The sequence below is a fragment of the Actinoplanes sp. OR16 genome, assembly GCF_004001265.1.
GTDB lineage: Bacteria > Actinomycetota > Actinomycetes > Mycobacteriales > Micromonosporaceae > Actinoplanes.
In genome coordinates this window covers 8,942,778-8,965,210 of record NZ_AP019371.1, presented here as the reverse complement: position 1 = coordinate 8,965,210, position 22,433 = coordinate 8,942,778, and the positions used below count along the sequence as shown (strand labels likewise).

Genomic DNA, 22,433 nt, shown 5'->3' with positions numbered 1-22,433 from the left:
AGCGAGCTAAGCGGTGATCAGTGGAGGCCGGCGTCGTGCACGACTCGACCGCCGGGCGGACAGGGTCCAGCGGAGCATGGTGCGCGGCACCCGGCTCTGCGTCGTCATGTGCAGCAGGTAGCGCCAGGCCGGATATTCACCGCGCCGGTTGGACAGGGCGTAGGAGAACTGCTTGCCGGGCAGGTCGGCGTACTCGGGAAGGCGCTCGAACCACGCGCTGCTGGCCCGCGCCGCCTTCTGCAGCGGCGCCATCGCCGCCTTGCGGCGGTGCTCGTAGCGTTCCAGGGCCACCGGTAGAGGATCGCCCGAGGAGATCGCCGACGCCAGGGCCATCGCGTCCTGCATGGCCAGTTTGGTGCCGGAGCCGATCGCGAAGTGGGTGGTGTGCGCGGCGTCGCCCATCAGCACGACGTTGCCGTGGTCCCAGCGCTGCGCGGTGACCCGGCGGAAGTTCAGCCAGCCGGTGCCGCCTACCTCGGCACGGTGGTCGATGAGCGGCTGCCCGCCCAGATGGTCCGCGAAGATCTCTTCGAGGCGTGCGGTGCCCTGCTGGGCGTCGAGGGTGTCGAATCCGAGCGCCGACCACGTCTGCGGCTGGCATTCGACGATGAACGTGCTCTTGTCGCCGGAGAACGGATAGGCGTGGTACCAGATCCAGCCGGCGGGCGTCTTCTCGAAGCCGAACGTGAACGTGTCGAAGACGTGCGGGGTGCCGAGCCAGATGTACTTGTTCGACGCGACCTCGACCTCGGCGCCGAAGTGCTCGGCGGCCGACTCCCGGATCCGGCTGCGCGCGCCGTCGCAGGCCACCACGAGATCGGCAGGGGGCAGCGCGGCCAGGTCGCCGAGCTCGTCGGACCAGCTGACCTGGACGCCGAGTTCCGCCGCCCGCTCACCGAGGATCTCCAGGAGCCGGTGCCGGCCCAGGCTGAAGCCGTAGCCGGCCAGGTGGCTGACCGGTTTGCCGGTGGCGCGCACCTCGTACTCGTCCCATTTGCGGGCCGACTCCCAGATCCGCTCGGCGCTGACCGGGTCGTGCTTGAACAGGTCGTCGAGCAGGTCGTCCCAGAAGACCACGCCCCAGCCCCAGGTGACACCGGCCGGGTTGCGTTCCAGCACGGTGACCTCGTGGCTCGGGTCGGCGAGTTTCGCCAGCACCGAGAAGTACAGGCCGGCGGGTCCGCCACCGACGCAGGTGATCCGCATGGCGAGCTCCTATCGGTAGGCGGGGAAGGTGGCGGTCAGGTCGTCCGGATCGGCCTCCGGCCGGTGCTGCCGCACCAGGGCGCGATAGGCGGCGGGGTCGGCGATCACGCGCCAGGTGTGGAAGGGGTGCCGGCTGGGGGAGAACCCGGCCTTGTACGAGAAGAGCGAGTCGTTCGCCCCGCCCTTGCCCCCGCCGAGGTGGAACACCTCGTCGCCACGACTCTTGCACCAGCGCCGGACCTCGTCGTAGAGCATCTCGTCGGCGTACCGTTTCGGCGCGCGGCGGGTGGACGAGACGTAGCCGGTGGCGATCCCGTCGTATTCGAAGAAGGTGTTCCCCCCGACCACCTCGTCGCCTTCGAGCGCGACCGCCAGGTGCATCCGGTCGCCGACCGCGTCGTGCAGCGCCGCGATGTGCTCGCGGGTGAAGAAGTAGTAGTCGGTCGCGCCGACCCGCCGCATGTTGTCGTGGTAGACCTCGACCCACTCGCCGAGCCGGTCCCAGTCGTCGAAGACCACCCGCGTGCCGGCCCGCTTGGCCCGGTTGATGTGGTTGCGGTGGTCGCTGCGGGTCTGGCTCCACATCTCGTCGAGGCTCACCGTCAGGTCCATCGACACGGTCTCCCCGTGGTAGACCATCGCCCCGGCCTGCCTCATCGCCGGGACCGGGCCGGCGAGCAGCGGGTGCATGCGGATGAAAGCGGAGACGACGCCGTCGGAGCGCAGCGTCTCCACGAAAGCCGAGCAGGCCTGCTCCCAGAACGCGGCGTCCCCCGGCGCAGCGTCGCTGACCGGTCCCGGATATCCGTACGGCGAGATCGCGTCCCGCAGCTCCGAGCCCGGGATCGGCCGCACGATCAGCGGGATCAGCAGCCGGTGCCCGTCCCGCTCGAACCAGAACGCGGCGGGCGTGCCGCCGTACAGCCGGGCGTCGAGGACGACGTACTCCGGCACGTGGTACATGTCGTGGCCGACGTGCTGGAGCGTCTCCTTCCACTCCCTGGCCGATGGTTCCAGTAAGGATGCCGTCATGGTGTCTCCCTTCGCGCCTCACCCACGCAGCAAGCGGGCGTTGAGCGCCATGTTCGCGGCGAACTGATCGTTCACCACCTGGTGTTTCTCCAGCCGCAGTTGCACGGCCGGGTCGTAGCGGCCCAGCTTCACGAACCCGTCCGCGAACCAGCCGTTGTCGCTTCCGGTGCCGTCCACGAAGGCGTGATAGGTGGTGCCTCCGGGCCAGACGACCTTGGTGAGGGTCGCGGCGAACGCCGCCATGTCGGCGTCGGTCCAGCTGGTGCCCCGGTCGCGGGCCTCCACGACGTACGCGATGACGCCGTTGCCGTGACCGGCGTCCTGGCCGGGTCTCTTCGCCGACTCCCAGACGTCGCTCCAGAAGTACGCCGTTGCGTCCACCGGATTGCGGCGCAGCTGGCCGCGCAGCCGGGACGCGATGGTGTCGTGCACGGTGGTGTACCGCGCTTTGCGGCCGGCGTCGCCGGTGAGCCGGGCCAGGTTGAACGCGATCAGCGCCCAGTGCGACGCCATGTGGGTGCGCTCGCGGTAGATCGTGTCGTCGGCGCCGCGTTCGTACCACTTCTCGAAGACGTCGGATTCGGCGAAGGCGAGCAGGTCGTCGTACCGGGCGCGGTAGCCGGGGTCGGCCCAGACGCCCGGGTTGTCGCGGATGGCGGTGAGCAGCGCGGTGCCGTAACGCCAGAAGTAGCTCTCGTAGAGCGGCACCTCGTCGCCGTTCTCCCCGGACTTGCTCGACGCCCACCCCCGGTAGCGGTCCTGGAAACCGCTGTTCCTCAGGGAGGCGGACGGCCGGGCGGACGCCACCACGTTCTCCGTGTAGGTCAGCGCACGGTCGAGGTAGCGGCGCTGGTCGGTGGCGCGGAACATCGCCACGTTCGAGTCGACGTCGTAGGACAGGTCGTAGTGGTCGCGGCTGTCCGTGGACCGGCTCAGCGGCACACCCTGCCGGAACTGGTAGTCCCAGCTCTTCTGGAAGACGGCGGCCCAGTGCGACACCGGCTTCACCTTCAGCCGGTCCTGTCGCGACGGCGCCGCGCCCGGCATCGGATCGTGGATCTCCGGCACGTCGCGGTCCCGGACGGCGGTGTGCGCGGCGGCCGTTCCCGCCACGGCGAGGGTTCCCATCCCCAGCAGCAGGACGTCACGTCTCTTCATCGCGGCACCGGCTCTCGTTCTCTCATGACCGGTACAACCTCGGGGGACGGTCTCCAGGCGCGGGGCAGGGCGGCCGCCGCCGCGAGCGCCGCGAAGATCCAGGCGAGCCGGGAGTCGTAGTAGTCACCGGAGAAGAGGCTGCTCAGCGCCACGAAGACGGCCGCCGCGACGCAGAGGCCGGTCAGCTGAGGGCGGGCGCCACCACCGAACACCACCCGGGTCCAGAGCAGGATCGAGGTGAACAGCAGGCCGAGACCGATCAGCCCGCCCTCGGCCGCGACGCCGAGCACGTAGTTGTGCGGGTACTCCACCATCTGGTTCACGCCGATCACGCCGTAGAAGCCGTCCAGGCCGGCGCCGGCGACCGGGCGGTCCAGGAAGAGGTTCCAGGCCGCGGCCCAGATCGACGTCCGGTCGGAGAGGTACTGCTCCTGGACGGTCTGCTCGACGAACCGCTCCTGGAACAGGCTGGTGAACTCGGGCGGGGAGAACGCCCAGAGCGCGACGACCACGCCGGTCAGCAGCAGGGCGGAGGCGGCCACCGGTCCGGCCTTCAGCCTGCGCCGCAGCTTGAGCAGGGCGTAGCCGCCGACGACCAGGCCGGCCAGCAGACCGGCACGGGACCCGGAGAGGACCGCGGCCAGCAGGAAGAGCGGCGTCACCAGCAGCGGCAGGACCTTGCCGGTCAGCATGAACAGCGCCACCGCGGCTATCACGCCGAGGATCTGGATCCGGACGAAGACGTTCGGGCCGCCGCCGAACGCGGAGTACCGGCCCTGCTCGCCGGGGCCGCTGACCAGCAGCGCCTGCAGGGCGAACACGATCGCCGCGAGGAAGAGGAGGAGGAAGATCGTGCGGATGACCGGCTCCGGGTCGCTCACGGCGTACGCATAGAAGGCCAGCACCAGGACGCCCAGAAGGACCAGGTCGAGGGTCTGCGGGCCGATCCGCGAAGCGGGAGGCGACCAGAGCGCCGAGCCGATCTGGAAGAGGAAGAAGAGGATCGCGGCGAGCAGCCAGCCCTCCCTCGCCAGCGGGCGTTCCGCCGGCGCGGGCCGCCGTGCCAGATCGATCGCGAGCAGGACCAGCGCGATGATCAGGCCGATCACCCGGAGATCCACCCAGGCCAGATCGACGAGACCGGCCCGGTCGAGGGTGTAGCGGCCGCCGATCGTCACCAGGACCAGCACGAGTCCCGGTGCGAGGAAGGCCCGTCGCGTCACTCCTTGACCACCTGGGTCGCGACCAGCGCGAAGATCAGGCAGGCGCCGTAACCGAGCAGTGAGCCGTAGGCCGCGCCGAGGATGCCGATCTTCGGGATGAGCAGCACGTAGGCCGTGAAGCTGACCACGAACCCGGCGATCTCCGCGGCCGAGACCAGACCGCCGTGTCCTTTCGCGATCAGCAGGCCGAGGCTCACCCGGGAGACCGCGTAGAGGCCGGCCGCCACCACCAGCGGCAGCACGATCGTCGTGGCGGGCGCGTAGTGGTGGCCGAAGAGCGGCTCGATCAGAAGGTACAGGCCACCGGCCACCGGCGGCACCACCACCAGGACGTAGACGGCGGCGCCCATCACGATCTTGTTGGCCTGCAGGGTGCCGTCGTGGTACGCGGCCCGCCAGCGGCCCAGGCGCGAGTCCGCGTAGGCCCGGATCGGCCAGGCCAGCAGCTCGGTCATCGTCGCGACCGAGGCGTAGAGGCCGAGCGCCGCCGTCGACGCCAGCGCCGGGATGACCAGGCGGTCCACCCGCAGCATCGCCATGTTCGACAGGGCGGCCGGGAAGAGCGCGAGGCCCTCCTTGCGGACCAGGCGGTTCTGACCGGGAACGATCGGGGTGGCGTCCGGCGAGGGCGGCAGCCGCAGCCAGATCACCAGGTAGACGAGGGTCGGCGCGGCGCCGGCGATCAGGTAGGCGAGGAACCACGTCTCCGGGTGCGCCGCGCCGGTCGCGTAGAGGCCGACCAGCATCGCGAGCAGCAGCAGCGCCTCGATCACCCGGCACAGCAGGAAGTCGCCGACCCGGCCGGCCGCGATCGCGATCGAGCGGGTCGCCAGCCCGGCCGCCTCGATCAGCGCGTACCAGGCGAGCATCCCGATGATCACCGGGCCGGGGCTGAGTCGCTGCGGCGCCACCAGGGCATAGAGCGCCGCGCCGCCGAGGAAGAGCATCGCGGGTACGACGAGGAGCCGCGCGTAGGCGCGCACCGCCGGCGCCGGGGCGACGTTGTGGTAACTCGCCACGAAACTGCGCTCGGTGCCGAGGAGCAGCACCTGGGTGGCGAGGTAGACGACCTGCAGCAGGAGGGCGACCTCGCCACGGTGGGTCGGGGTGAGAGAGCGGACCATCAGGATGTTCGCGGTGAAGGCGACTCCGCCGGTCAGCACCTGGGAGGCGAGGAGCTGGATGTACGGCTCCTTGAGCATCCCGAGGAGCCAGGGCTGGTGCTTCTCCGCCGCCGGCTGTCGTATCCGCAGCTCACTCACCGGGTTTTGGCTCCTCTTCCGGTGTCTCGGGTGCGGCGGCGGCCTCGTCCGGCTCGCGCTGGGCCGGCACCTCCGCCGGAGCGGCGGCCACCTGGCCGGCGGCGACGGGGGCTGATCCCTTGGCTATCTCCGGTTGCTCGGCCTTGACCACCCGGGCGCGGCCACGCGCGGTGCCGACCGGGGGCAGCGAGACGAAGGTGTCCTCCATCCGGTGGTTCTGCGGGAGCAGGCCGATCTCGTCCAGGCCGGGCTGCACCTCGGCGACCACCTCGTGCCAGTCCTTGCCGGTCGGCAGCTTGCGGGGCAGCGCGTTGAGCACCGCGCCGGCCAGCCGGGCGCCCACCCGCTGCAGAAGATCCATTGATTTCTGTACGTCGGCCGCGCGCGTGCGGTTGGCCCGCACCACCAGCAGCGCGCTGTCCGTGACCTGGCCGAGAACCGCGGCGTCGGCCACCCCGTGCAGGGCCGGCGAGTCGACGAGCACGATGTCGAAGCGTTCGGTGAGCGTACGGACCGTGGCGGCCAGCCGTGGCGAGGCGAGGATCTCGCCGGGGTCGCGGGCGTGCTCCCCGGCCGGCAGCACGGTGACCCGGCCGCCGAGCGAAGTCTGCAGCACGTCCGGCACCGTGGCGTCGCCGCTGAGCACCTCGGCGAGGCCGGCCGCCGAGTCCAGTTCGAGGTAGCGGGCCAGACCCGGCGTCCGCAGGTTGGCATCGATCACGGCGACCCGCGCCCCCGTCTCGGCCATCGCTATGGCCAGGCCGCAGGTCACCGCGGTCGTGCCCTCCCGGCGGCTGGATCCGGTGAGCAGCACCGACCGGCCGCGACCGGGCCCGCGGTGCGGGTCGGCCAGGTCCGGGAGCAGGCTGCGCAGCCGCCGGAACGCCTCGGCGAGCGCCTGATCGGGGTCGCCGGTCCGCCGGTCGCCGATCGAGATGGTCCCGACCGTGCCGAGGCCGAGCCGGCGCAGGTCCTCCTCCTCGGCCACGGTCTTGGCGGTCGCCTCGCGGACGGCCACGGCGATCGCGCCGATCAGCAGGCCCAGCACCGCGGCGAAGCCGATGTTGCGGAACAGGTTGTCCGGCTCCTCGGCGGTGACCGCGTCCTGCACGATCGAGATGGCCGGCGCCGGCCCGTCGTCGGCCCCCGTCCGCCCGATCTGCCGGGCGAGGCTGACCAGCACCGACGCGGCGGTGGTGACGATCCGCCTGCTGCGGTCCGGATCGGTGTCGGCAGCCGAGATCTGCAGCAGGTCGGTGCCCTCCTTGACCTGCGCGGAGAGGCTCTTCTGCACCTGCTCGGCGGTCACCTCGTCGCCGAGGCGGTCGACCACGCCGTTCGCCACCCGGGGGCCGGTCAGCAGGGCGATGTAGGAGTTGAGGCGGCGGGCGTCGGCGTCCGGGTCGCTGTTCCCGCCGGTCACGAAGACGATCATCGAGGACTTGTAGGCCGGCGGGCCGGTCAGAGTCAGGCCCGCCGCCGTCACGATCGCGAGCAGCACCGGCACCAGCAGCCAGAGCCATCGGCGCCGGCAGGCCCGGACGTACGCACGCAGTTCCACGCTGTCTCCCCGCTCAGTTTCGCTGTGCTGATCGCTCGAGGACCCGTTCGAAATCGTCGAAGAGCAGGTCGCGGGAGAACCGTTCGACGGCCAGCCGGTGGGCGGCCTCACGCGCCTCCTTCAGCCACACGTCGTCGCGCAAGTACTGGACCAGCAGCGATGCGGCCGCGTCGTGGTTCTCCGGGTCGAGGACCAGCCCGGCGCCGGTCTCGCGGAGCAGGTCGGCCTGCCAGCCGCCGTAGTTGATGGCGATCGGGCGGGAGGCGGCGAGCGCGTCGAAGAACTTGTTCGCCGAGTTGTCCCAGAGGCCGCGGATCGGCCGGACGAAGCTGGTCGACATGGTGGCGGCGCCGAGGATGACCGGCAGCTCGGACTTGGGGACCTTCTCCCACATGTGGACGACGGTGTTCAGGAGTCCCTCGCGCTCCGCGAGCTCTCTGGTCGGCTCCCACTCCTTGCCGTGGCCGACGATCAGCACCCGGATGTCCGGGTCGATGTCGCGCATCCGGGAGGCGGCTTTCACCAGGTACTCCACGCCGTTGACCGCGCCGAGCGCTCCGGTGTAGACGATGAGCGGGCGGTCACCGAGCCAGGCGTATCGCGCCCGGAATCTCCGGATGTCGTCGTTGCCGACCTGGAAGAGGTCGATGTCCGCGGCGTTCGGGATGACCGTCGTCCGGGTCTGCGGCCGTCGCGCGGTCACGCCGGCGGCCATCCCGGGGGAGAGGGCGATCACCTCGGACGCGTTGCGGTAGGCGAAGTTCGCCAGCGCCCCGGCCAGCCCGCGCGCCACCGGGTTGCGCAGCGCGCCCATCTCGATCGGCACCTCGGGCCAGAGGTCGCGGACCTCGAAGACGAACGGCGCCCGCCGCAGCTTCGCCGCGATCACGCCGGGCACGGCGACGGTGAGCGGGGTGCTGGTGGCGAAGACCAGGTCGGCCTTGAGCCGGGCCGCGCGCGCGGCGGCGAGCACCATGAACTCGCCGAAGGCGCGCAGCCGCCGGGTGTAGGACATGTTGTTCGAGTACGGGACGCGGAACCAGTGCACGCGGACGCCGTCGTCCTCGGTCACCTTCCAGCCCAGCTCACGGTCGCCGGGCGTGATGTCCGTGGTGATCACGTCGACCGTGTGGCCACGGGCGACCAGACGGCGGGCCTGCTCGTAGGAGCGGATCCCGCCGGCCATCGCCGGGTTGCAGTAGTACTGGTGGATGTAGACGATGTGCATCCCGGTCAGCCCTTCATCGCGGCTCGGACGGCGGTGACCACGCGCTCACGGTCGCGGCCGGTCAGGGCGGAACCACTGGGCAGGCAGAGCCCGCGGCGGAACAGGCCGGCGCTGACCTCGCCACCACGCGTCACACAGTCCTGGAAGACCGGCTGCAGATGCATCGGTTTCCAGGCCGGGCGGGCCTCGATGTCGTGCCGGGCCAGCTCGGCGATGATCCGGTCCCTCTGAGCGGCGTCCTCGGTCAGCGCGCAGGTGAGCCAGTAGTTCGGCTCGCCGTACGCCGCGATCGGCATGAAGGTCAGGTCGGGCAGCGCGTCCCGGTAGTACCGGAACGTCTCCCGCCGGGCCGCGATCATCTGCGGCAGCCGCTGCACCTGGCCGCGGCCGACGGCGGCGAGCAGGTTGCTGAGCCGGTAGTTGTAGCCGATGCTGCGGTGCTCGTAGTGCGGCACTGGCTCGCGGGCCTGGGTGGCGAGGTGCCGTGCCTGTTTCGCCATCCGGCCGTCGTCGGTCACCAGCATCCCGCCGCCACCGGTGGTGATGATCTTGTTGCCGTTGAACGACAGGACGCCGGCCAGCCCGAACGAGCCGGCCGGACGGCCCTGGTAGGTGGCGCCCAGGGCCTCGGCGGCGTCCTCGATCAGCGGGACGCCGTACCGGTCGCAGGCGGTGAGCAGGGGCTCGTAGTCGGCGCACTGCCCGTACATGTCGACGGCGATCACGGCGCGTGGCAGCCGGCCGTGCTCGGCCCGGCCGCGCAGCTCCTCGGCGATCAGCTCGGGATCGACGTTCCAGCTGGCCGGCGTGCTGTCGACGAAGACCGGGCGGGCGCCCAGGTAGGTCACCGCGTTGGCGGTGGCGGCGAACGTGAACGACGGGACCAGCACGGTGTCGCCGCGCCGCACCCCGGCCCCGATCAGCGCCAGGTGCAGGGCCGCCGTGCCACTGGACAACGCGACCGCGTGCCGGACGCCGACCAGCTCGGCGACCTGCTCCTCGAAGGCGTCCAGGTCGGGGCCGACCGGGGCCACCCAGTTCGAGTCGAACGCCTTGAGCAGCAGCTTGCGTTCCAGGTCGCTGACGTCGGGTGGGGAGAGGTGGATGCGCGCGTCAGTCATGGACCCGGGTCCTCACTGCCATGATCGGCCAGGCCGGGTGCAGGCCCTGGCGGCGGATGCACAGCGGCGAGTCGCCGGCGTGCATCGCCTTGCGCAGGGTGCTGGAGAAGCTCCGGTAACCCGCCTGCCGCGCGGTCCGCACGTCACGGTCGCGGAAGTCGACGGCGGGGTGGCCGTACGGCGCGGCGAAGTCGCGGACCTCGGCGCCGAGCTCGTCCTCGATCTCGCGTTTGGAGTCGATCAGCTCGCGGGCGGCGGTCTCGTCGTCCTGGTCGGCGAGGCGGTGATGGGTCACCGTGTGCGAGCCGAACTGGAACCCGGCCGCCGCCAGCTGACGGCAGTCGTCCCAGGTCAGGTTGCCGGGCCGGCCGACCATCCCGGAGGTCAGGAAGAACATCGCCGGCACCCCCATGTCCAGCAGGATCGGGGCGGCCACGTCGCGCCAGCTCGGGTGCGCGTCGTCGAAGGAGAGACAGAACATCGGGCCGGTCAGCGGCCTGTCGCCGGCCAGCACCGCGAGCGCCTCGTCCCACGCCAGCATCGGGCCGATCGCCTTCAGGGTGCGCAGGTGGTGGCGCAGGTCGCCGGCGTACTCCGGGAGCACGTCGTGGTAGAAGGGGAAGTAGAGGCCCGGCGCGCTGGGCAGGCGGCGGAGAAGACCGGCCGGCGCCAGGATCCGGCCCTGTGTCCGGGGGCGCGCCCGGAGCCGGCTGCGCAGCCCGAGCTCGTTCAGGCGTTTCTTCAGCGCCGTGGGCGGATGCATGGTCCCCCTCTTGATCTCGACCACGAAGGGCCACGACGCTCTGCGCCCCGCGGCTCTCACCCACGATGGCAAATGCGTCAGGGCGACGGCAGTAGCAATTGTCATAAGGAACGCGAGTATTATTCGCGTGAATGCGGAATGGTCCGAACGGGTCATTGTGAAATGGGCGTGCGCGTGGGCACCATCCCACCGCGGCGTCTATTTCGATCGGGGATACCGAAACCATGCTTCGACTGCGACGGGTGGAGCCGAGTGAGGCCCTCATCCGCGACCGTGCCGGTTACCACGACCGGCTGATCTTCCACACTCCCGAGTGGCTGGCGTTCGTCGCCGAGTGCCAGGGCGCCGAGCCGGTGCTCGCCACCGTGCACGACGGGTATACCCCGGTGGGTCACTTCACCGGGCTGATCACCAGGAAGTACGGGCTGCGCATCCTGGGCAGCCCGATGGCCGGCTGGACCACCTCGTACGTGGGGTTCAACCTGCGCCCGGACGTGCCCCGGCGGGCGGCGCTGGAGGCACTGATGCCGTTCGCCTTCACGGAGCTCGGCTGCGCCCATCTGGAGATCCGGGACCGCGGCCTGACCGAGGCGGACCTCGGCGGGCTGGGCCTGCGATGGGACGCCGCGCCCACCGCGGTGATCGATGTGCGCCCGGACGAGGACGCGCTGTTCGGCGCGATGGCGAGCGCGTGCCGGCGCAACATCCGCAAGGCGGCGAAGTCCGGAGTGGTCGTCGAAGAGGTGTCCGGTGATCCCGCATTCGCCGGTGAATTCTACGATCAATTGCGGGACGTATTCGCCAAGCAGAATCTGGTTCCCACTTATTCGGTGGAAAGAGTCAAGTCGTTGATCCGTCACTTGGAACCGTCCGGGCGGATCCTGCTGCTGCGTGCCAGGGATGCCGACGGCCGGTCCATCGCGACCGCGGTGCTGCCCTGGTACCACCGCACGATGTACTTCTGGGGCGGTGCGAGCTACCGGGAGCACCAGCACCTGCGGCCCAACGAGACGCTGATCTGGCACGCGCTGCGCTGGGCTCGGGAGCGCGGGGTGACCGAGTTCGACTTCGTCGGCGGCAACGCCTACAAGCAGAAGTACGGGACCGTGGAGGTACCGGTTCCGTGGGCCCGCCGGTCGAAGTCGCCGCTCGTGGCCCGGCTGCGGGACGCGGCGAAGCAGGGCTTCGCGCTGAGGCAGCGCACCGCGGCGAAGTTGGCAGGTGCCCGATCGGGCTCCTAGAACGCCGGGACCTGCGGCTTCACGGCTGTGAAACATCTTGCAAGCAAAGAAATTTCTTGCATACATAGGCGTTCCTCAATAGCGTCCTCACCCGGATCCATCGATCTGGGGAGAACGCGATGAAGCGATACGGGAAGCGATGGGTGGTGGCCGCCGTGCTGGGCACGGTGGCCGCCGCGGCCGGGGTCGCGCCGGGATGGGCGGCCGGACCCGCCGGGTCGTTCTGGGTGCTGCTCCGCGACCGCGGCGGGGTCGAGGCCACCGGCACGGGGTTCTACCGGGCGGCCCGGGCCGGGGCGGAGAAGAGCCAGGAGTCGCTGCGGGAGCTGCTGTCCAGCCGGAGAGCCGAGTTCGAGACGTACTGGATCGCCGACACGATCCGGGTGACCGGCGACGCCGCGCTGAAGCGGGAACTCGCCGCCCGGGACGACGTCAAGGCGATCGTGCCGGACGACCCGGTCACGCTGCCGGCGCCGGTCGCCGGTGACGTCCGGGCCGCCGTGGACGCGGTCGAGTGGAACATCGACCGGATCGGCGCGCCGCGCGTCTGGTCGGAACGGGACGACCGCGGTGACGGGATCGTGGTGGCGAACATCGACACCGGTGTGCAGTTCGACCATCCGGCGCTCGCCGGGAACTACCGGGGACGGCAGGCCGACGGCTCCTACCAGCACGACTACCACTGGTACGACCCTTCGCACACCTGCCCCGGCGCCGAACCGTGCGACACCACCGGCCACGGCACGCACACCATGGGGACGATGGCCGGGTCCGGTGGCATCGGGGTCGCGCCGGGCGCCACCTGGATCGCCGCGAAGGGCTGCGAGACGAACTCCTGCTCGGTCGCCGCACTGCTCGCGGCCGGTCAGTGGATCGTCGCGCCCACCGACCTGGACGGCCGGAACCCGCGTCCCGACCTGGCGCCGGACATCGTCAACAACTCGTGGGGCGGCGCCGCCGGATTCGATCCCTGGTACGCCGACGTGGTGAGCGCGTGGACGGCCGCCGGTATCTTCCCGGCCTTCGCGAACGGCAACGCCGGCCCGGCGTGCGAGACGGCGGGCAGTCCCGGGTCGTACACCGCGGCGTACGCCTCGGGGGCTTTCGACGTGAACGACGCGATCGCGGGCTTCTCGAGCCGCGGCTCGGGGCAGGACCACACGATCAAGCCGGACATCGCCGCGCCCGGGGTGGACGTCCGGTCGAGCGTGCCGGGCGGTGGGTACGCCGTCTACAGCGGGACGTCGATGGCCTCACCGCACACCGCCGCCACCGTCGCGCTGATCTGGTCAGCGGCGCCCGGCCTGCGCCGCGACATCGCCGCGACCAGGGAGATCCTGGACGAGACGGCGATCGACACCGGCGACACGACGTGCGGCGGGACGGCCGGCGACAACAACGTCTTCGGCCAGGGTCGGCTGGACGCGCACGCCGCCGTCGACCTCGCGGTCAGCCCGGCCGGCAGCCTCGCCGGCACCGTGACCGGGGACGCGGCGCCGGTCGCGGGCGCCACCGTGTCGCTCGGCGGCCGTTCGGTGAGCAGCGGGACCGGCGGCGAATACCGGTTCGGCCAGGTGGTGGCCGGGAACCATCGGCTGCGGGTGACCGCTTTCGGCTACGACGCCTGGGAACGCGACGTGCGGATCACGGACGGCGGCGCGGTGACTCTCGACGCGGCGCTGACGACGAGCATGTCCGCGGTGATCGAGGGGACGATCGGCTCGGGCGGCACGCCGGTGGCCGGCGCCACCGTCGCGCTCGGCGGCACCCCGGTGTCGGTGACCACGGACTCCGCAGGTCGCTACCGGTTCGCCGCGCCGATCGGGGACTACCTGCTGACGGTCACGCCGGCGGGCGGATGCGTGCTGCCGGACTCCCGGCAGCTCACCGTGAGCGGGGACGCCACCGTGGACATCACCCTCGACGCGGCCCGGGACCGGTTCGGGCACACCTGCGGGGCGGCGTCCGAGGACTACCGTCCCGGCGCCGAGCGACTGGATCTGATCGGCGACGACGGCACGGCCGAGGTGAGCCTGCCGTTCGCCGTCCCGTTCTACGGGGTGACCCACGACCGGGCCTGGGTGAGCACCAATGGAGTGATCGGTTTCGGCACGGCGCTGGCGGCGTACCAGAACGGCGCTCTTCCCTCATCGGCCGCGCCCAACGACGCGCTCTACCCGTTCTGGGACGACCTGGTCGTCGACGACGCCGGTGGGATCTTCACCCGATCCGACGCCGATGCGTTCGTGGTGGAGTGGCGCAACGCGCGCTTCTACGGCGAGGACGGCAGCGGGCGGATCTCGGTGAGCGCGATCCTGCACCGGGACGGCACGATCACCTACCGCTACCGGGGGTTGTCCGGCGTGCGGGCCACCGGTGTCAGCGCCACGATCGGCATCGAGGACGCGGCCGGCGGCGACGCGCTCGCCCATGCCGTGAACGCCGCGGCGGTGACCGGGAACGGCGGTGTCACGTTCCGTCCGCCGGTGAACCGGATCGCCGCCACCTTCCGGGTGACCGCCGAGACGGTCTGGGGACAGAACGTCTTCGTCGTCGGCGACGTCCCGGAACTGGGCGGATGGGATCCCGGGCGCGCGGTTCCGCTGTCCGCCGCGACCTATCCGGTCTGGTCCGGCGACGTGTCCCTGCCGCCGAACACGGCGATCGAGTTCAAATATCTGCGCAAGGCCGAGGACGGCTCGGTGACCTGGGAGAACGGCCCCAACCGCACGACGACGACGCCACCGTCCGGAACCTACGTCACCCACGACGAGTTCCGATGAAGAGGCCGCGCGTCCGGTCCGCCGACCGGGCGCGCGGCCCTCGATCTCCACCGAGCCGCCGCAAGGCGGGAGATCTGCAACGTCGTGGTGGTTACCGCTTGGCGGCGGAGAGGCGCTCGCGGACGTAGTCGGCGGAGGCGGTGGCGCCGGCCGGGTCGCCGTAACGGCCGTACGGGGTCACGTAGACCGGGGTGTCGCGCTGGGTGCGCCAGTTCTCGGCGAGCGGTCCCGCGTCGACCACGTCGAAGCCGATGCTGTCGAAGAACTCGGTGACCTGCTTCTTCGCCACGTCGTCGTCACCGGCGATCGGGAGCGCGGACCGCTCCGGCGAGCCGGCCGGGCGGGCCAGCGACCGCAGGTGCTCGAACCAGATGTTGTTGAAGCCCTTCACGACCTTGGCGGCGGCGAAGTGCGCCTGGACGAGCTCGCCGGTGGTCGTGGAGCCGTCGTCGAGCGCGGCGATGCGGCCGTCACGCTCGGGGTAGTAGTTGTTCGTGTCGATCAGGACCTTGCCGGCCAGCGGTTCCGCCGGGATGTCGCCGTACGCCTTGAGCGGCACCGTGACCACCACGATGTCGGCCGCGGCGGCGGCCTGCGCCGGGGTGGCGGCGGAGGCGTTCGGGCCGAGTTCGGCGATGAGGCCGGCGAGTGTCGCGGGACCGCGGGAGTTGCTCAGCACGACGGTGTGGCCCGCAGCCACCGCGAGGCGTGCCACGGTGCTGCCGATGTTCCCGCTGCCGATGAGTCCGATCGTCGTCATGACAGCGCGAACCTCCCGTGGTCCCCGGCGATTCCGGCCAGTGACCGGAGGCACACCTCCGCAAAGCCGTGCGGAGGTGTGCCGGCGGCGGTCAGTCGCGCGGGGCGCCGGCCCAGGTGGCGGTCTCGTACGGCGCGATGACCATGGCGCAGACCGGGTCGCTCTCGCAGACCACGCCGTGCACCACGAAGTCCGGGTCGGTGAAGCCCTCCTCGTGCCCGCGGATCAGGTCGCGGAGGCTGTTCTTGATCGCCTGGGTGACATACCCCTCGCTGGTGCCCTCGTGCTCGACGAAGAGCCCGCCCTTGCCGTCGAGGCGCTGCACCCAGCCGATGCCGGCCCACGCCTGCTCGCCCGGCAGCGTCGCGTACTGGTCGGCGTAGACGCAGTACAGCTTGTCGCCCCACGCGCCGACCGGGACCGGGGCCTTGCCGGTCGCGTCGACCGACGTGCCGGGCGGGATGACGCTGGAGAGCCGCACCAGGTTGTAGACGGCGAGGTCGGCCTGGACCAGCGCGTCGTGGAAGGCGGACAGGGTGGTGGTGCCCTGGCCGGTCACCTTGACGACGGGGATCTGGTCGTAAACCGCGGAGCTACGCACGTTGTGCTACCGGCCTCTCGAAGTCGGGTTGACTGTCTCTCTCGCGATTACTTGTCGGCCGGGCCCCGCCGCACTGAAGGATTCGCTGCGACTTTCTCTACGGGGTCGCGATGACGACCGGGCCGGGCGGCAGCTCGAAGACCCGGCCCGCCGTGCCGGTCGCGGCGTCGACGGTGACCAGCGCGGACCGCTGGTCGTCGCGGCGGGTCAGGACGTAGGCGGCCGAGCCGTCGGCGCGGTGCAGGATCTCCCCGGGCTGGGCGCCGACCCGGATCGGCAGGCCGGCCCGGTCGGTCGCGGTGTCGATCCAGCCGATCGCCGGGACGTCGGTGCTGCCGTAGACGTAGACGCGGCGGCTGTCCGGGGAGGCGCTGAGCCGCCAGGCGTTGCCGACCCCGGCCAGCGGGATCGTCGCGCGGATCCGGGAGGTCGCCACGTCGACGGCCACGACCAGGTCCTCGCAGAGGGCGTAGACGGAACGGCCGTCCGGCGTGACCACCAGCGCGGTGATCGTGCCGGGCAGGGTGATCGGCGGTCGCAGGGTTCCGTCGTACGGGCCCAGCCAGCGATCCGCCGCCACATAGAGCGTCCGCCCGTCCGGGGTCAGCGCGATCTCCCGGGAACTCCGGTGCACCGGCACGTGCCTGGTCGTCTGCGTCCTGGTGTCCACGATGTCCAGCTGTGCCCCGGAGGAGCGGGTCGCCGGCTCCAGCACGTAGAGCCGGCCGTCCGGTCCGCCGGCCAGCTGCCCGGCCCGCTCACCGGCGATGATCGGGGTGCCCGGGGCGCCGGTGGCGACGTCGACCGGCACGATCCGGGATTTCTCGCCGCGTCCGGGCCAGGTCAGCACGGACAGCGTCCGGCCGTCGGCGGAGATCGCGCCGGCGGTGGCGCCGGGCAGCGGGACGTGGGCGCGTACCTTGCGGGTCGCGGTGTCGATCAGGGTGACGCCGTCGACGTTGCCGATCATCGCGGTGCGCCCGTCCGGGGTGAGCCGGAACCAGTCCGCCTCACCGGCGGGCACCGGCGACACCGGGGTGACGCCGCCGGTCGCGGTGTCGAGGGTGGTCAGGGATCCGGCGTCGGCATCGAGGACGTGCACCAGCGGCGCGGGCGCGGCGGTGGCCGAGACGAACCGCGCGCCGGCCGGTTCGGCGCTGCCCCGGAGCTGCATGCCGCCCACGGCGGCGATCATCAGCGCGACCACCGCGGCTGCCGCGGCCAGGGTGCGGCGGCGCAGGCCACGATTCCTGCGCGGGTACGCCGTGAGCGCCCCGTCGACGGCGGCCGTCTCCAGTTCACGGCGTGCCGAGGTGGCCACCCCGAGCGTCTTCTGGATCTCGGCGGCCAGCGGGGCGCCGGGCTCGGTGTCGCCCACCACGTAGACCCCGGCCAGCTGCTCGGTGGTGAGGCCGGCCCCGGAGACCGTGGTGAGAAGCTCGCCGACCACGCGACGCCGGCCCTCCGGAGTGTGCGGGACCAGCACCCCCGAGGGTTCGCCGAGAAGAGTGAAGCCGGTCCGCGTACGAACGAGAACGGCGACCTCCGCAAGCGGGCCACCCAGGGTGACCACCGCTGCCGCCCGCCGCCGCCGCAGCCCGGTGGCGACCGAATGAGCGACGGCGACCGGGCCGATCAGGAACGACGGACCGGACACCCCCGCCGCGGCCGCGGCCCGGGTCATCGCGATCCGGTGACGCTCCTCCCAGCCCACCGGGCAGATCACCGTGAGCCGGCGCGGCACCGGCGGCACGGCATCCCGCAGCACCTCGGCGAACTGTCCGGACAACTCGGCCGGCGAGGTGCCCGCGCCGGCCGTCGTGTCCCGGTGCCGCACGGTCGGCAGACCGCTCACCGTGTCGTCGTCGAGCGCCAGCGTGATCCGCCCGGCACCGAACCGGATGACCAGGCTCGGTCCTGCCACGTCGCCTCCCCAGTAGCTCTCGTCCGGGACAACGGAGACTGACCACTGGCGGTGGTGGGTAACACTGAGGACCATGTTCCTCTTGTTCGGCCTCAGCACGAAGGACCATCTCGTCGGCACCCACCTGATGACCTGCGAGATCTGCGGGTGGCAGGCGCCTCAGCAACTGCTGAGACGGTCCACGAAATTCACCCTGTTCTTCATTCCGCTCTTCCCGGTGAAGGCGGCGCAGCACTACCTGGTGTGCGGGCACTGCCGTGGCTTCCGGCAGGCGGACCCGCACCGTCTCGGCGTGCCGGCGCACTGAGCACTAGGAGAGCTCGAACCAGACCGTCTTGCCGCCGGTGGCGAGGGTCTCGGTTCCCCAGCCGCAGGCGAGGCGCTCGACGATCAGCAGGCCGCGGCCGTCCTCGCTCTCCGGGCCGGCGAAGCGCGGCGCCGGCGGCCGCTCGCTCGGGTCGCTCACCGCGACCCGCAGCGACTTGTCCCGGCGCAGCTCGACCACGACGTCGCCGACCGTGTGCTGGATCGCGTTGGTGATCAGCTCACCGAGCAGGAGCAGCGCGTCGTCCAGCAGCGGGGTCAGCTCCCACGCCTCCAGGATGTCGCTGGTGAACCGGCGGGCGGTGGACGCGCTGAGCGCCTCGCCGCGGAACCGGCGCCGGACCGTCGGCGGATCGGCGGTGACGGCGTCGTTGGTGAGGCAGAGGATCGCCACGTCGTCGCTGCGCGGCCGGGGACCGACCCGGGCTGCCAGCACGTGGTCGAGGATGCGCTCCGGGTCGGCGTGCGGCGCCGCCGCGACGGCGTCCCGCAGCTCGGCCATGCCGCGGTCGATCGGGTGGCGGCTGCCCTCGACCAGGCCGTCGGTGTAGAGCAGCAGCGCCGAGCCGGACGGCACCAGGAACGTGGTGCCGTGGTACGTGGCGTCGCGGGTCACGCCGAGCGGCGGCCCGCGGCGCAGCGCGATCGCGCCGGTGCTCTCGCCGATCCGCAGCATCGGCGGTGGATGACCGGCCAGGACCGCGGTGGCCGTGCCCTCGGCCGGGTGCAGTTCCAGGTAACAGCAGGTCGCGAGGGTCTCCAGGTGCATGTCGAAGAGCAGCTGGTTGGCGTGGTGCAGCACGCCGGCCGGGTCGTGGCCCTCGCTGGCGTAGGCGCGCAGCGCGTTGCGGACCTGGCCCATGGCGGCCGCCGCGGCGCTGTTGTGGCCGGCCACGTCACCGATCACCACGCCGACCACGTCGTCGGCGATCGCGATGACGTCGTACCAGTCGCCGCCGACCTCCAGGCCCTGCGTCCACGGCAGGTAGCGGGCCGCGTGCCGCAGACCCGGCACGTGCGGCAGGTCGGACGGCAGCAGCGCCCGCTGCAGCGCCGCCGCGACCGAGGCGACCTGCCGGCGCTGCTCGACCTGCTCGGTGATGTCCCGGAACGAGACGGCCACGAAGTCGGCCCCGGCCCGCCCGACCTTGATCTCCCACACCTGGCCGACCGCCGGGAACGACAACTCGTTGCGCCACGGCACTCCGGTCTCGGTCACCGCCCGGTACCGCTCGAAGAGGCCGTTCTCCCAGCTCGCACTGTCGATGACGCTGAGCGGCCGGCCGATCAGGTCCTCGACGGTGTGCCCGGTGACGGCCGCGCCCGCGGCGTTCACGTGCTCGCAGACGAAGTCGATGATCCGGCCGTCGCCGTCGCGGACCGCTCGCAGCAGGGTGAACCCGTCGAACATCGCGTTCAGCACGTCGAGCAGCCGGGCGCCGCCGGACGAGCGCGGCGCCATGGTGACCCGCCGCAGGTCGACGAAGCGGACCAGGAAACCGTCGCCGTGCGGGCCGATCCACATGTCGAAGTGCCCGGCGATGCTGGTCTTGTCGTAGTAGACGGTCCTGGTCGCGGGCTGCCGGGTCTCCACGACCGCGCGGTAGAGCGGCAGCGTCCCGTCGTGCACGGTCTCCGGCCAGAGATCGCGGTAGCGGCGGCCGATCAGCTCCTCGCGCGGCCGGCCGGCGATCTCGGCGCCGGCCTCGTTCATGTAGCGGACCTCGAAGTCGACGATCTCGGAGGACTCCGGGCAGCGGATCGCCTCGGCCAGCGCCCAGCCCTGGGGGTCGGCGTCGAGGGCGGCGAGCCACTCCGCGGGGGCGGGCATCCCGCCATCATCGCGGTCCCGGCCCGCCGCCGCCCGCGAACTCACTCCTTCGATACGCCGAGCTCGTCCACGAACCGGGCGGGCCCGGTGCCGGTCCGGTCGACCGGCTGCGTGACCGGCTGACCGGCCGCGCCACCGAGTCGTCAGGCCGGCTGGATCCAGTCGAAGGTGCGCTCCACCGCGCGGCGCCAGTTGGCGAACTCGGTGGCGCGCACCGCCGGATCCATCGCCGGCAGCCACTGGCCGGCGATGTGCCAGTTGCGGCGCAGGCCGTCCAGGTCCGGCCAGTAACCGGCGGCGAGACCGGCCGCGTACGCCGCGCCCAGCGACACCGTCTCCACGGCGAGCGGGCGGACCAGCGGCACGTCCAGCACGTTCGCGATCATCTGCATGAGCAGGTTGTCGGCGGTCATCCCGCCGTCCACCTTGAGGGTGCGCAGGGCGAGGCCGGAGTTGGCGTTCATGGCGTCGACCACCTCGCGGGTCTGCCAGGCGGTCGCCTCCAGGACCGCCCGGGCCAGGTGCCCCTTGGTGATGTACGAGGTCAGTCCCACGATCACGCCGCGGGCCTCGCTGCGCCAGTAGGGCGCGTAGAGCCCGGAGAAGGCCGGGACGATGTAGCAGCCGCCGTTGTCCGCGACGGTCCGGGCCAGGGTCTCGATCTCGGGAGCGCTGGAGATCAGTTCGAGCTGGTCGCGGAACCACTGGACCAGCGAGCCGGTGATCGCGATGGAGCCTTCCAGGGCGTACGCGGCGGGTTCCCCGGCGATCCGGTAGGCGACCGTGCTCAGCAGGCCGTTGTCCGAGCGCACGAGTTCGGTCCCGGTGTTGAGCAGCAGGAAGCTGCCGGTGCCGTACGTACATTTGGCCTCGCCCGGGGTGAAACAGGTCTGCCCGAAGAGCGCCGCCTGCTGATCGCCGAGCGCCGCCCCGATCCGGACGCCCGGGAACGCCGCCGTGGCCGTCCCGAAGACGCCGATCGACGGCCGGACCTCGGGCAGCATGGCCGCCGGGATGCCGAAGAAGGCGAGCGACTCCGGTGACCATCTGAGGGTGCGTACGTCGAGGAGCATGGTCCGGCTCGCGTTCGTCACGTCGGTGACGTGCAGGCCGCCGGTGAGGTTCCAGATCAGCCAGGTCTCCATGGTCCCGCAGAGCACCTCGCCGCGCTCCGCGCGCTCGCGCAGCCCCGGCGTGTGGTCCAGCGTCCACTTCAGGCGCGGTCCGGAGAAGTACGTCGCCAGCGGCAGCCCCGACCGCTCCTCCACCTCCTTGGCCCCCGGCCGGGCCGACAGCTCGTGGACCAGCGCGTCGGTCCGGGTGTCCTGCCAGATGATCGCCCGCCTGACCGGCGTCCCGGTGTCGCGGTCCCAGACCACCGTGGTCTCCCGCTGGTTGGCGATGCCGAGCGCGGCCACCTGGTCGAGCCCGATCCCGGCCCGGCGCAGCACCCGGGGCGCGAGCCGCTCCACGTTGCGCCAGATCTCCATGGCGTCGTGCTCGACCCAGCCGGGCTTGGGGAAGTGCTGCTTGTGCTCCTGCTGGGCGAGCGAGACCAGTTGCCCCCGGCGGTCGAAGACGATGCAGCGGGTGGAGGTGGTGCCCTGGTCGATCGCTACCACGTATCGCTCGGTCATCGGGCGGCTCCCAGGTCCCGTGACACGGCGCGGGCGGCGTCGCGGACGTAGGTGATCAGGTGGGGGTGCGGGCGGTACCGGCTGTCGCAGAGCCGTTCGACCGGGCCGGATATGCCGATCGCGCCGACCACGAGTCCCCCGTACCCCCTGATCGGCGCCGCGATGGCCGCCTGGCCGAGCGTCAGCTCCTCGATCTCCACCGCCCAGCCGGCTTCGCGGACGCCCTCCAGGGCGGACGCGAGCGGCTTCGGTTCGGCGAGCGTCTTGCGGGTGAACCTCTCCAGCTCACCCGCGGGCACCCCGGTGCCGCCCGACCGGTACGCGAGCAGCACCTTGCCGAGGGCGGTGGCGTGCAGCGGCAGCAGCGTGCCGACGTCGAGCGTCTGGAACGTGTCGTCCGGCCGGAACACGTGGTGCACGACCAGCACCCGTCCTTCCAGGACGGTTCCGATCCGCACCGACTCCCCGCTGCGCGCGGCGAGCGGGTCCGCCCAGTTGATCGAGCGGGAGCGCAGCTCGTTGATGTCGAGATAGCTCGTTCCCAGGTGCAGCAGGGCGCCGCCGAGCTGGTACTGGCCGGAGTTGCGGTCCTGCTCGACGAACCCGACGAGCTGCAGGGTGCGCAGGATGCCGTGGGTGGTGCCCTTCGCCAGATCGAGGGTCCGGGCGATCTCGCTGAGCCCCAGACGGCCGGGCCCACCGGCGAGCGTCCGCAGGATCGCGGCCGCTCGCTCGATCGCCTGCACGGTGCCCGGCATGTTTCGCACTCTATGCCACT

Annotated in this window: 18 protein-coding genes; 3 read left to right on the top strand and 15 right to left on the bottom strand. The window is 71.7% G+C overall.

What is annotated here, in order from left to right:
* Nucleotides 1-6 precede the first annotated feature (6 nt).
* The 9 genes from EP757_RS41200 to EP757_RS41160 are packed head-to-tail and all read right to left on the bottom strand — an operon-like array spanning nucleotide 7 to nucleotide 10,554.
* Entirely contained in the window at nucleotides 7-1,206 is a 1,200-nt protein-coding gene (locus EP757_RS41200; RefSeq protein ID WP_127553751.1) for an FAD-dependent monooxygenase, read from the bottom strand.
* Nucleotides 1,207-1,215: 9 nt separating this feature from the next.
* Nucleotides 1,216-2,238 carry a GNAT family N-acetyltransferase gene (locus EP757_RS41195; RefSeq protein ID WP_127553750.1) on the bottom strand — a complete coding sequence of 341 codons (1,023 nt, stop codon included), beginning with the start codon at nucleotides 2,236-2,238 and terminating at the stop codon, nucleotides 1,216-1,218.
* An 18-nt stretch (nucleotides 2,239-2,256) separates the two neighbouring features.
* A complete protein-coding gene (locus tag EP757_RS41190) occupies nucleotides 2,257-3,396 on the bottom strand; it encodes a hypothetical protein (protein ID WP_127553749.1) in 1,140 nt (379 codons plus the stop codon).
* On the bottom strand, nucleotides 3,393-4,619 hold the full coding sequence (locus tag EP757_RS41185; protein ID WP_127553748.1) for an O-antigen ligase: 1,227 nt from the start codon (nucleotides 4,617-4,619) through the stop codon (nucleotides 3,393-3,395). The genes EP757_RS41190 and EP757_RS41185 overlap by 4 nt, the downstream gene beginning before the upstream one ends.
* A complete protein-coding gene (locus tag EP757_RS41180) occupies nucleotides 4,616-5,881 on the bottom strand; it encodes a lipopolysaccharide biosynthesis protein (protein ID WP_127553747.1) in 1,266 nt (421 codons plus the stop codon). Before EP757_RS41180 ends, EP757_RS41185 begins: the two co-directional genes overlap by 4 nt.
* Nucleotides 5,874-7,442: a polysaccharide biosynthesis tyrosine autokinase gene (locus EP757_RS41175; RefSeq protein ID WP_127553746.1), complete on the bottom strand. Its 1,569-nt coding sequence runs from the start codon at nucleotides 7,440-7,442 to the stop codon at nucleotides 5,874-5,876. The genes EP757_RS41180 and EP757_RS41175 overlap by 8 nt, the downstream gene beginning before the upstream one ends.
* Before the next feature lie 13 nt (nucleotides 7,443-7,455).
* Entirely contained in the window at nucleotides 7,456-8,670 is a 1,215-nt protein-coding gene (locus EP757_RS41170) for a glycosyltransferase family 4 protein (RefSeq protein ID WP_127553745.1), read from the bottom strand.
* A gap of 5 nt (nucleotides 8,671-8,675) precedes the next feature.
* The gene (locus tag EP757_RS41165) at nucleotides 8,676-9,791 is read right to left on the bottom strand and encodes a DegT/DnrJ/EryC1/StrS aminotransferase family protein (RefSeq protein WP_127553744.1); all 1,116 of its coding nucleotides are present in this window, start codon (nucleotides 9,789-9,791) and stop codon (nucleotides 8,676-8,678) included.
* Nucleotides 9,784-10,554 (bottom strand): polysaccharide deacetylase family protein, encoded by a 771-nt coding sequence (locus EP757_RS41160; protein WP_127553743.1) that lies wholly within the window; start codon nucleotides 10,552-10,554, stop codon nucleotides 9,784-9,786. Before EP757_RS41160 ends, EP757_RS41165 begins: the two co-directional genes overlap by 8 nt.
* A gap of 224 nt (nucleotides 10,555-10,778) precedes the next feature.
* On the opposite strand from EP757_RS41160, the gene EP757_RS41155 reads away from it, so the two are divergent.
* Together EP757_RS41155 and EP757_RS41150 are read left to right on the top strand one after the other, a co-directional pair.
* A complete protein-coding gene (locus EP757_RS41155; protein ID WP_127553742.1) occupies nucleotides 10,779-11,795 on the top strand; it encodes a GNAT family N-acetyltransferase in 1,017 nt (338 codons plus the stop codon).
* A 119-nt stretch (nucleotides 11,796-11,914) separates the two neighbouring features.
* On the top strand, nucleotides 11,915-14,578 hold the full coding sequence (locus EP757_RS41150; protein ID WP_127553741.1) for a S8 family serine peptidase: 2,664 nt from the start codon (nucleotides 11,915-11,917) through the stop codon (nucleotides 14,576-14,578).
* Between the two features lie 91 nt (nucleotides 14,579-14,669).
* Here EP757_RS41150 and EP757_RS41145 read toward each other — a convergent pair whose 3' ends face one another.
* The 3 genes from EP757_RS41145 to EP757_RS41135 form a co-directional block, all read right to left on the bottom strand.
* On the bottom strand, nucleotides 14,670-15,338 hold the full coding sequence (locus EP757_RS41145) for an NADPH-dependent F420 reductase (protein WP_127553740.1): 669 nt from the start codon (nucleotides 15,336-15,338) through the stop codon (nucleotides 14,670-14,672).
* A gap of 91 nt (nucleotides 15,339-15,429) precedes the next feature.
* Nucleotides 15,430-15,939 (bottom strand): pyruvoyl-dependent arginine decarboxylase, encoded by a 510-nt coding sequence (locus tag EP757_RS41140; protein ID WP_127553739.1) that lies wholly within the window; start codon nucleotides 15,937-15,939, stop codon nucleotides 15,430-15,432.
* 97 nt (nucleotides 15,940-16,036) lie between these two features.
* Nucleotides 16,037-17,863, bottom strand: a complete 1,827-nt coding sequence (locus EP757_RS41135) for a WD40 repeat domain-containing protein (protein ID WP_127553738.1) — start codon at nucleotides 17,861-17,863, stop codon at nucleotides 16,037-16,039.
* Between the two features lie 73 nt (nucleotides 17,864-17,936).
* Between EP757_RS41135 and EP757_RS41130 the strand changes: the two genes are divergently transcribed.
* Nucleotides 17,937-18,170 (top strand): zinc-ribbon domain-containing protein, encoded by a 234-nt coding sequence (locus tag EP757_RS41130; RefSeq protein WP_127553737.1) that lies wholly within the window; start codon nucleotides 17,937-17,939, stop codon nucleotides 18,168-18,170.
* Between the two features lie 3 nt (nucleotides 18,171-18,173).
* Here EP757_RS41130 and EP757_RS41125 read toward each other — a convergent pair whose 3' ends face one another.
* The 3 genes from EP757_RS41125 to EP757_RS41115 all read right to left on the bottom strand — a co-directional run bounded on the left by EP757_RS41125 (nucleotide 18,174) and on the right by EP757_RS41115 (nucleotide 22,413).
* A complete protein-coding gene (locus tag EP757_RS41125) occupies nucleotides 18,174-20,018 on the bottom strand; it encodes a SpoIIE family protein phosphatase (RefSeq protein ID WP_127553736.1) in 1,845 nt (614 codons plus the stop codon).
* Nucleotides 20,019-20,161: 143 nt separating this feature from the next.
* A complete protein-coding gene (gene glpK / locus EP757_RS41120; RefSeq protein WP_127553735.1) occupies nucleotides 20,162-21,655 on the bottom strand; it encodes a glycerol kinase GlpK in 1,494 nt (497 codons plus the stop codon).
* Nucleotides 21,652-22,413: an IclR family transcriptional regulator gene (locus EP757_RS41115; RefSeq protein ID WP_127553734.1), complete on the bottom strand. Its 762-nt coding sequence runs from the start codon at nucleotides 22,411-22,413 to the stop codon at nucleotides 21,652-21,654. The genes glpK and EP757_RS41115 overlap by 4 nt, the downstream gene beginning before the upstream one ends.
* Nucleotides 22,414-22,433 lie beyond the last annotated feature (20 nt).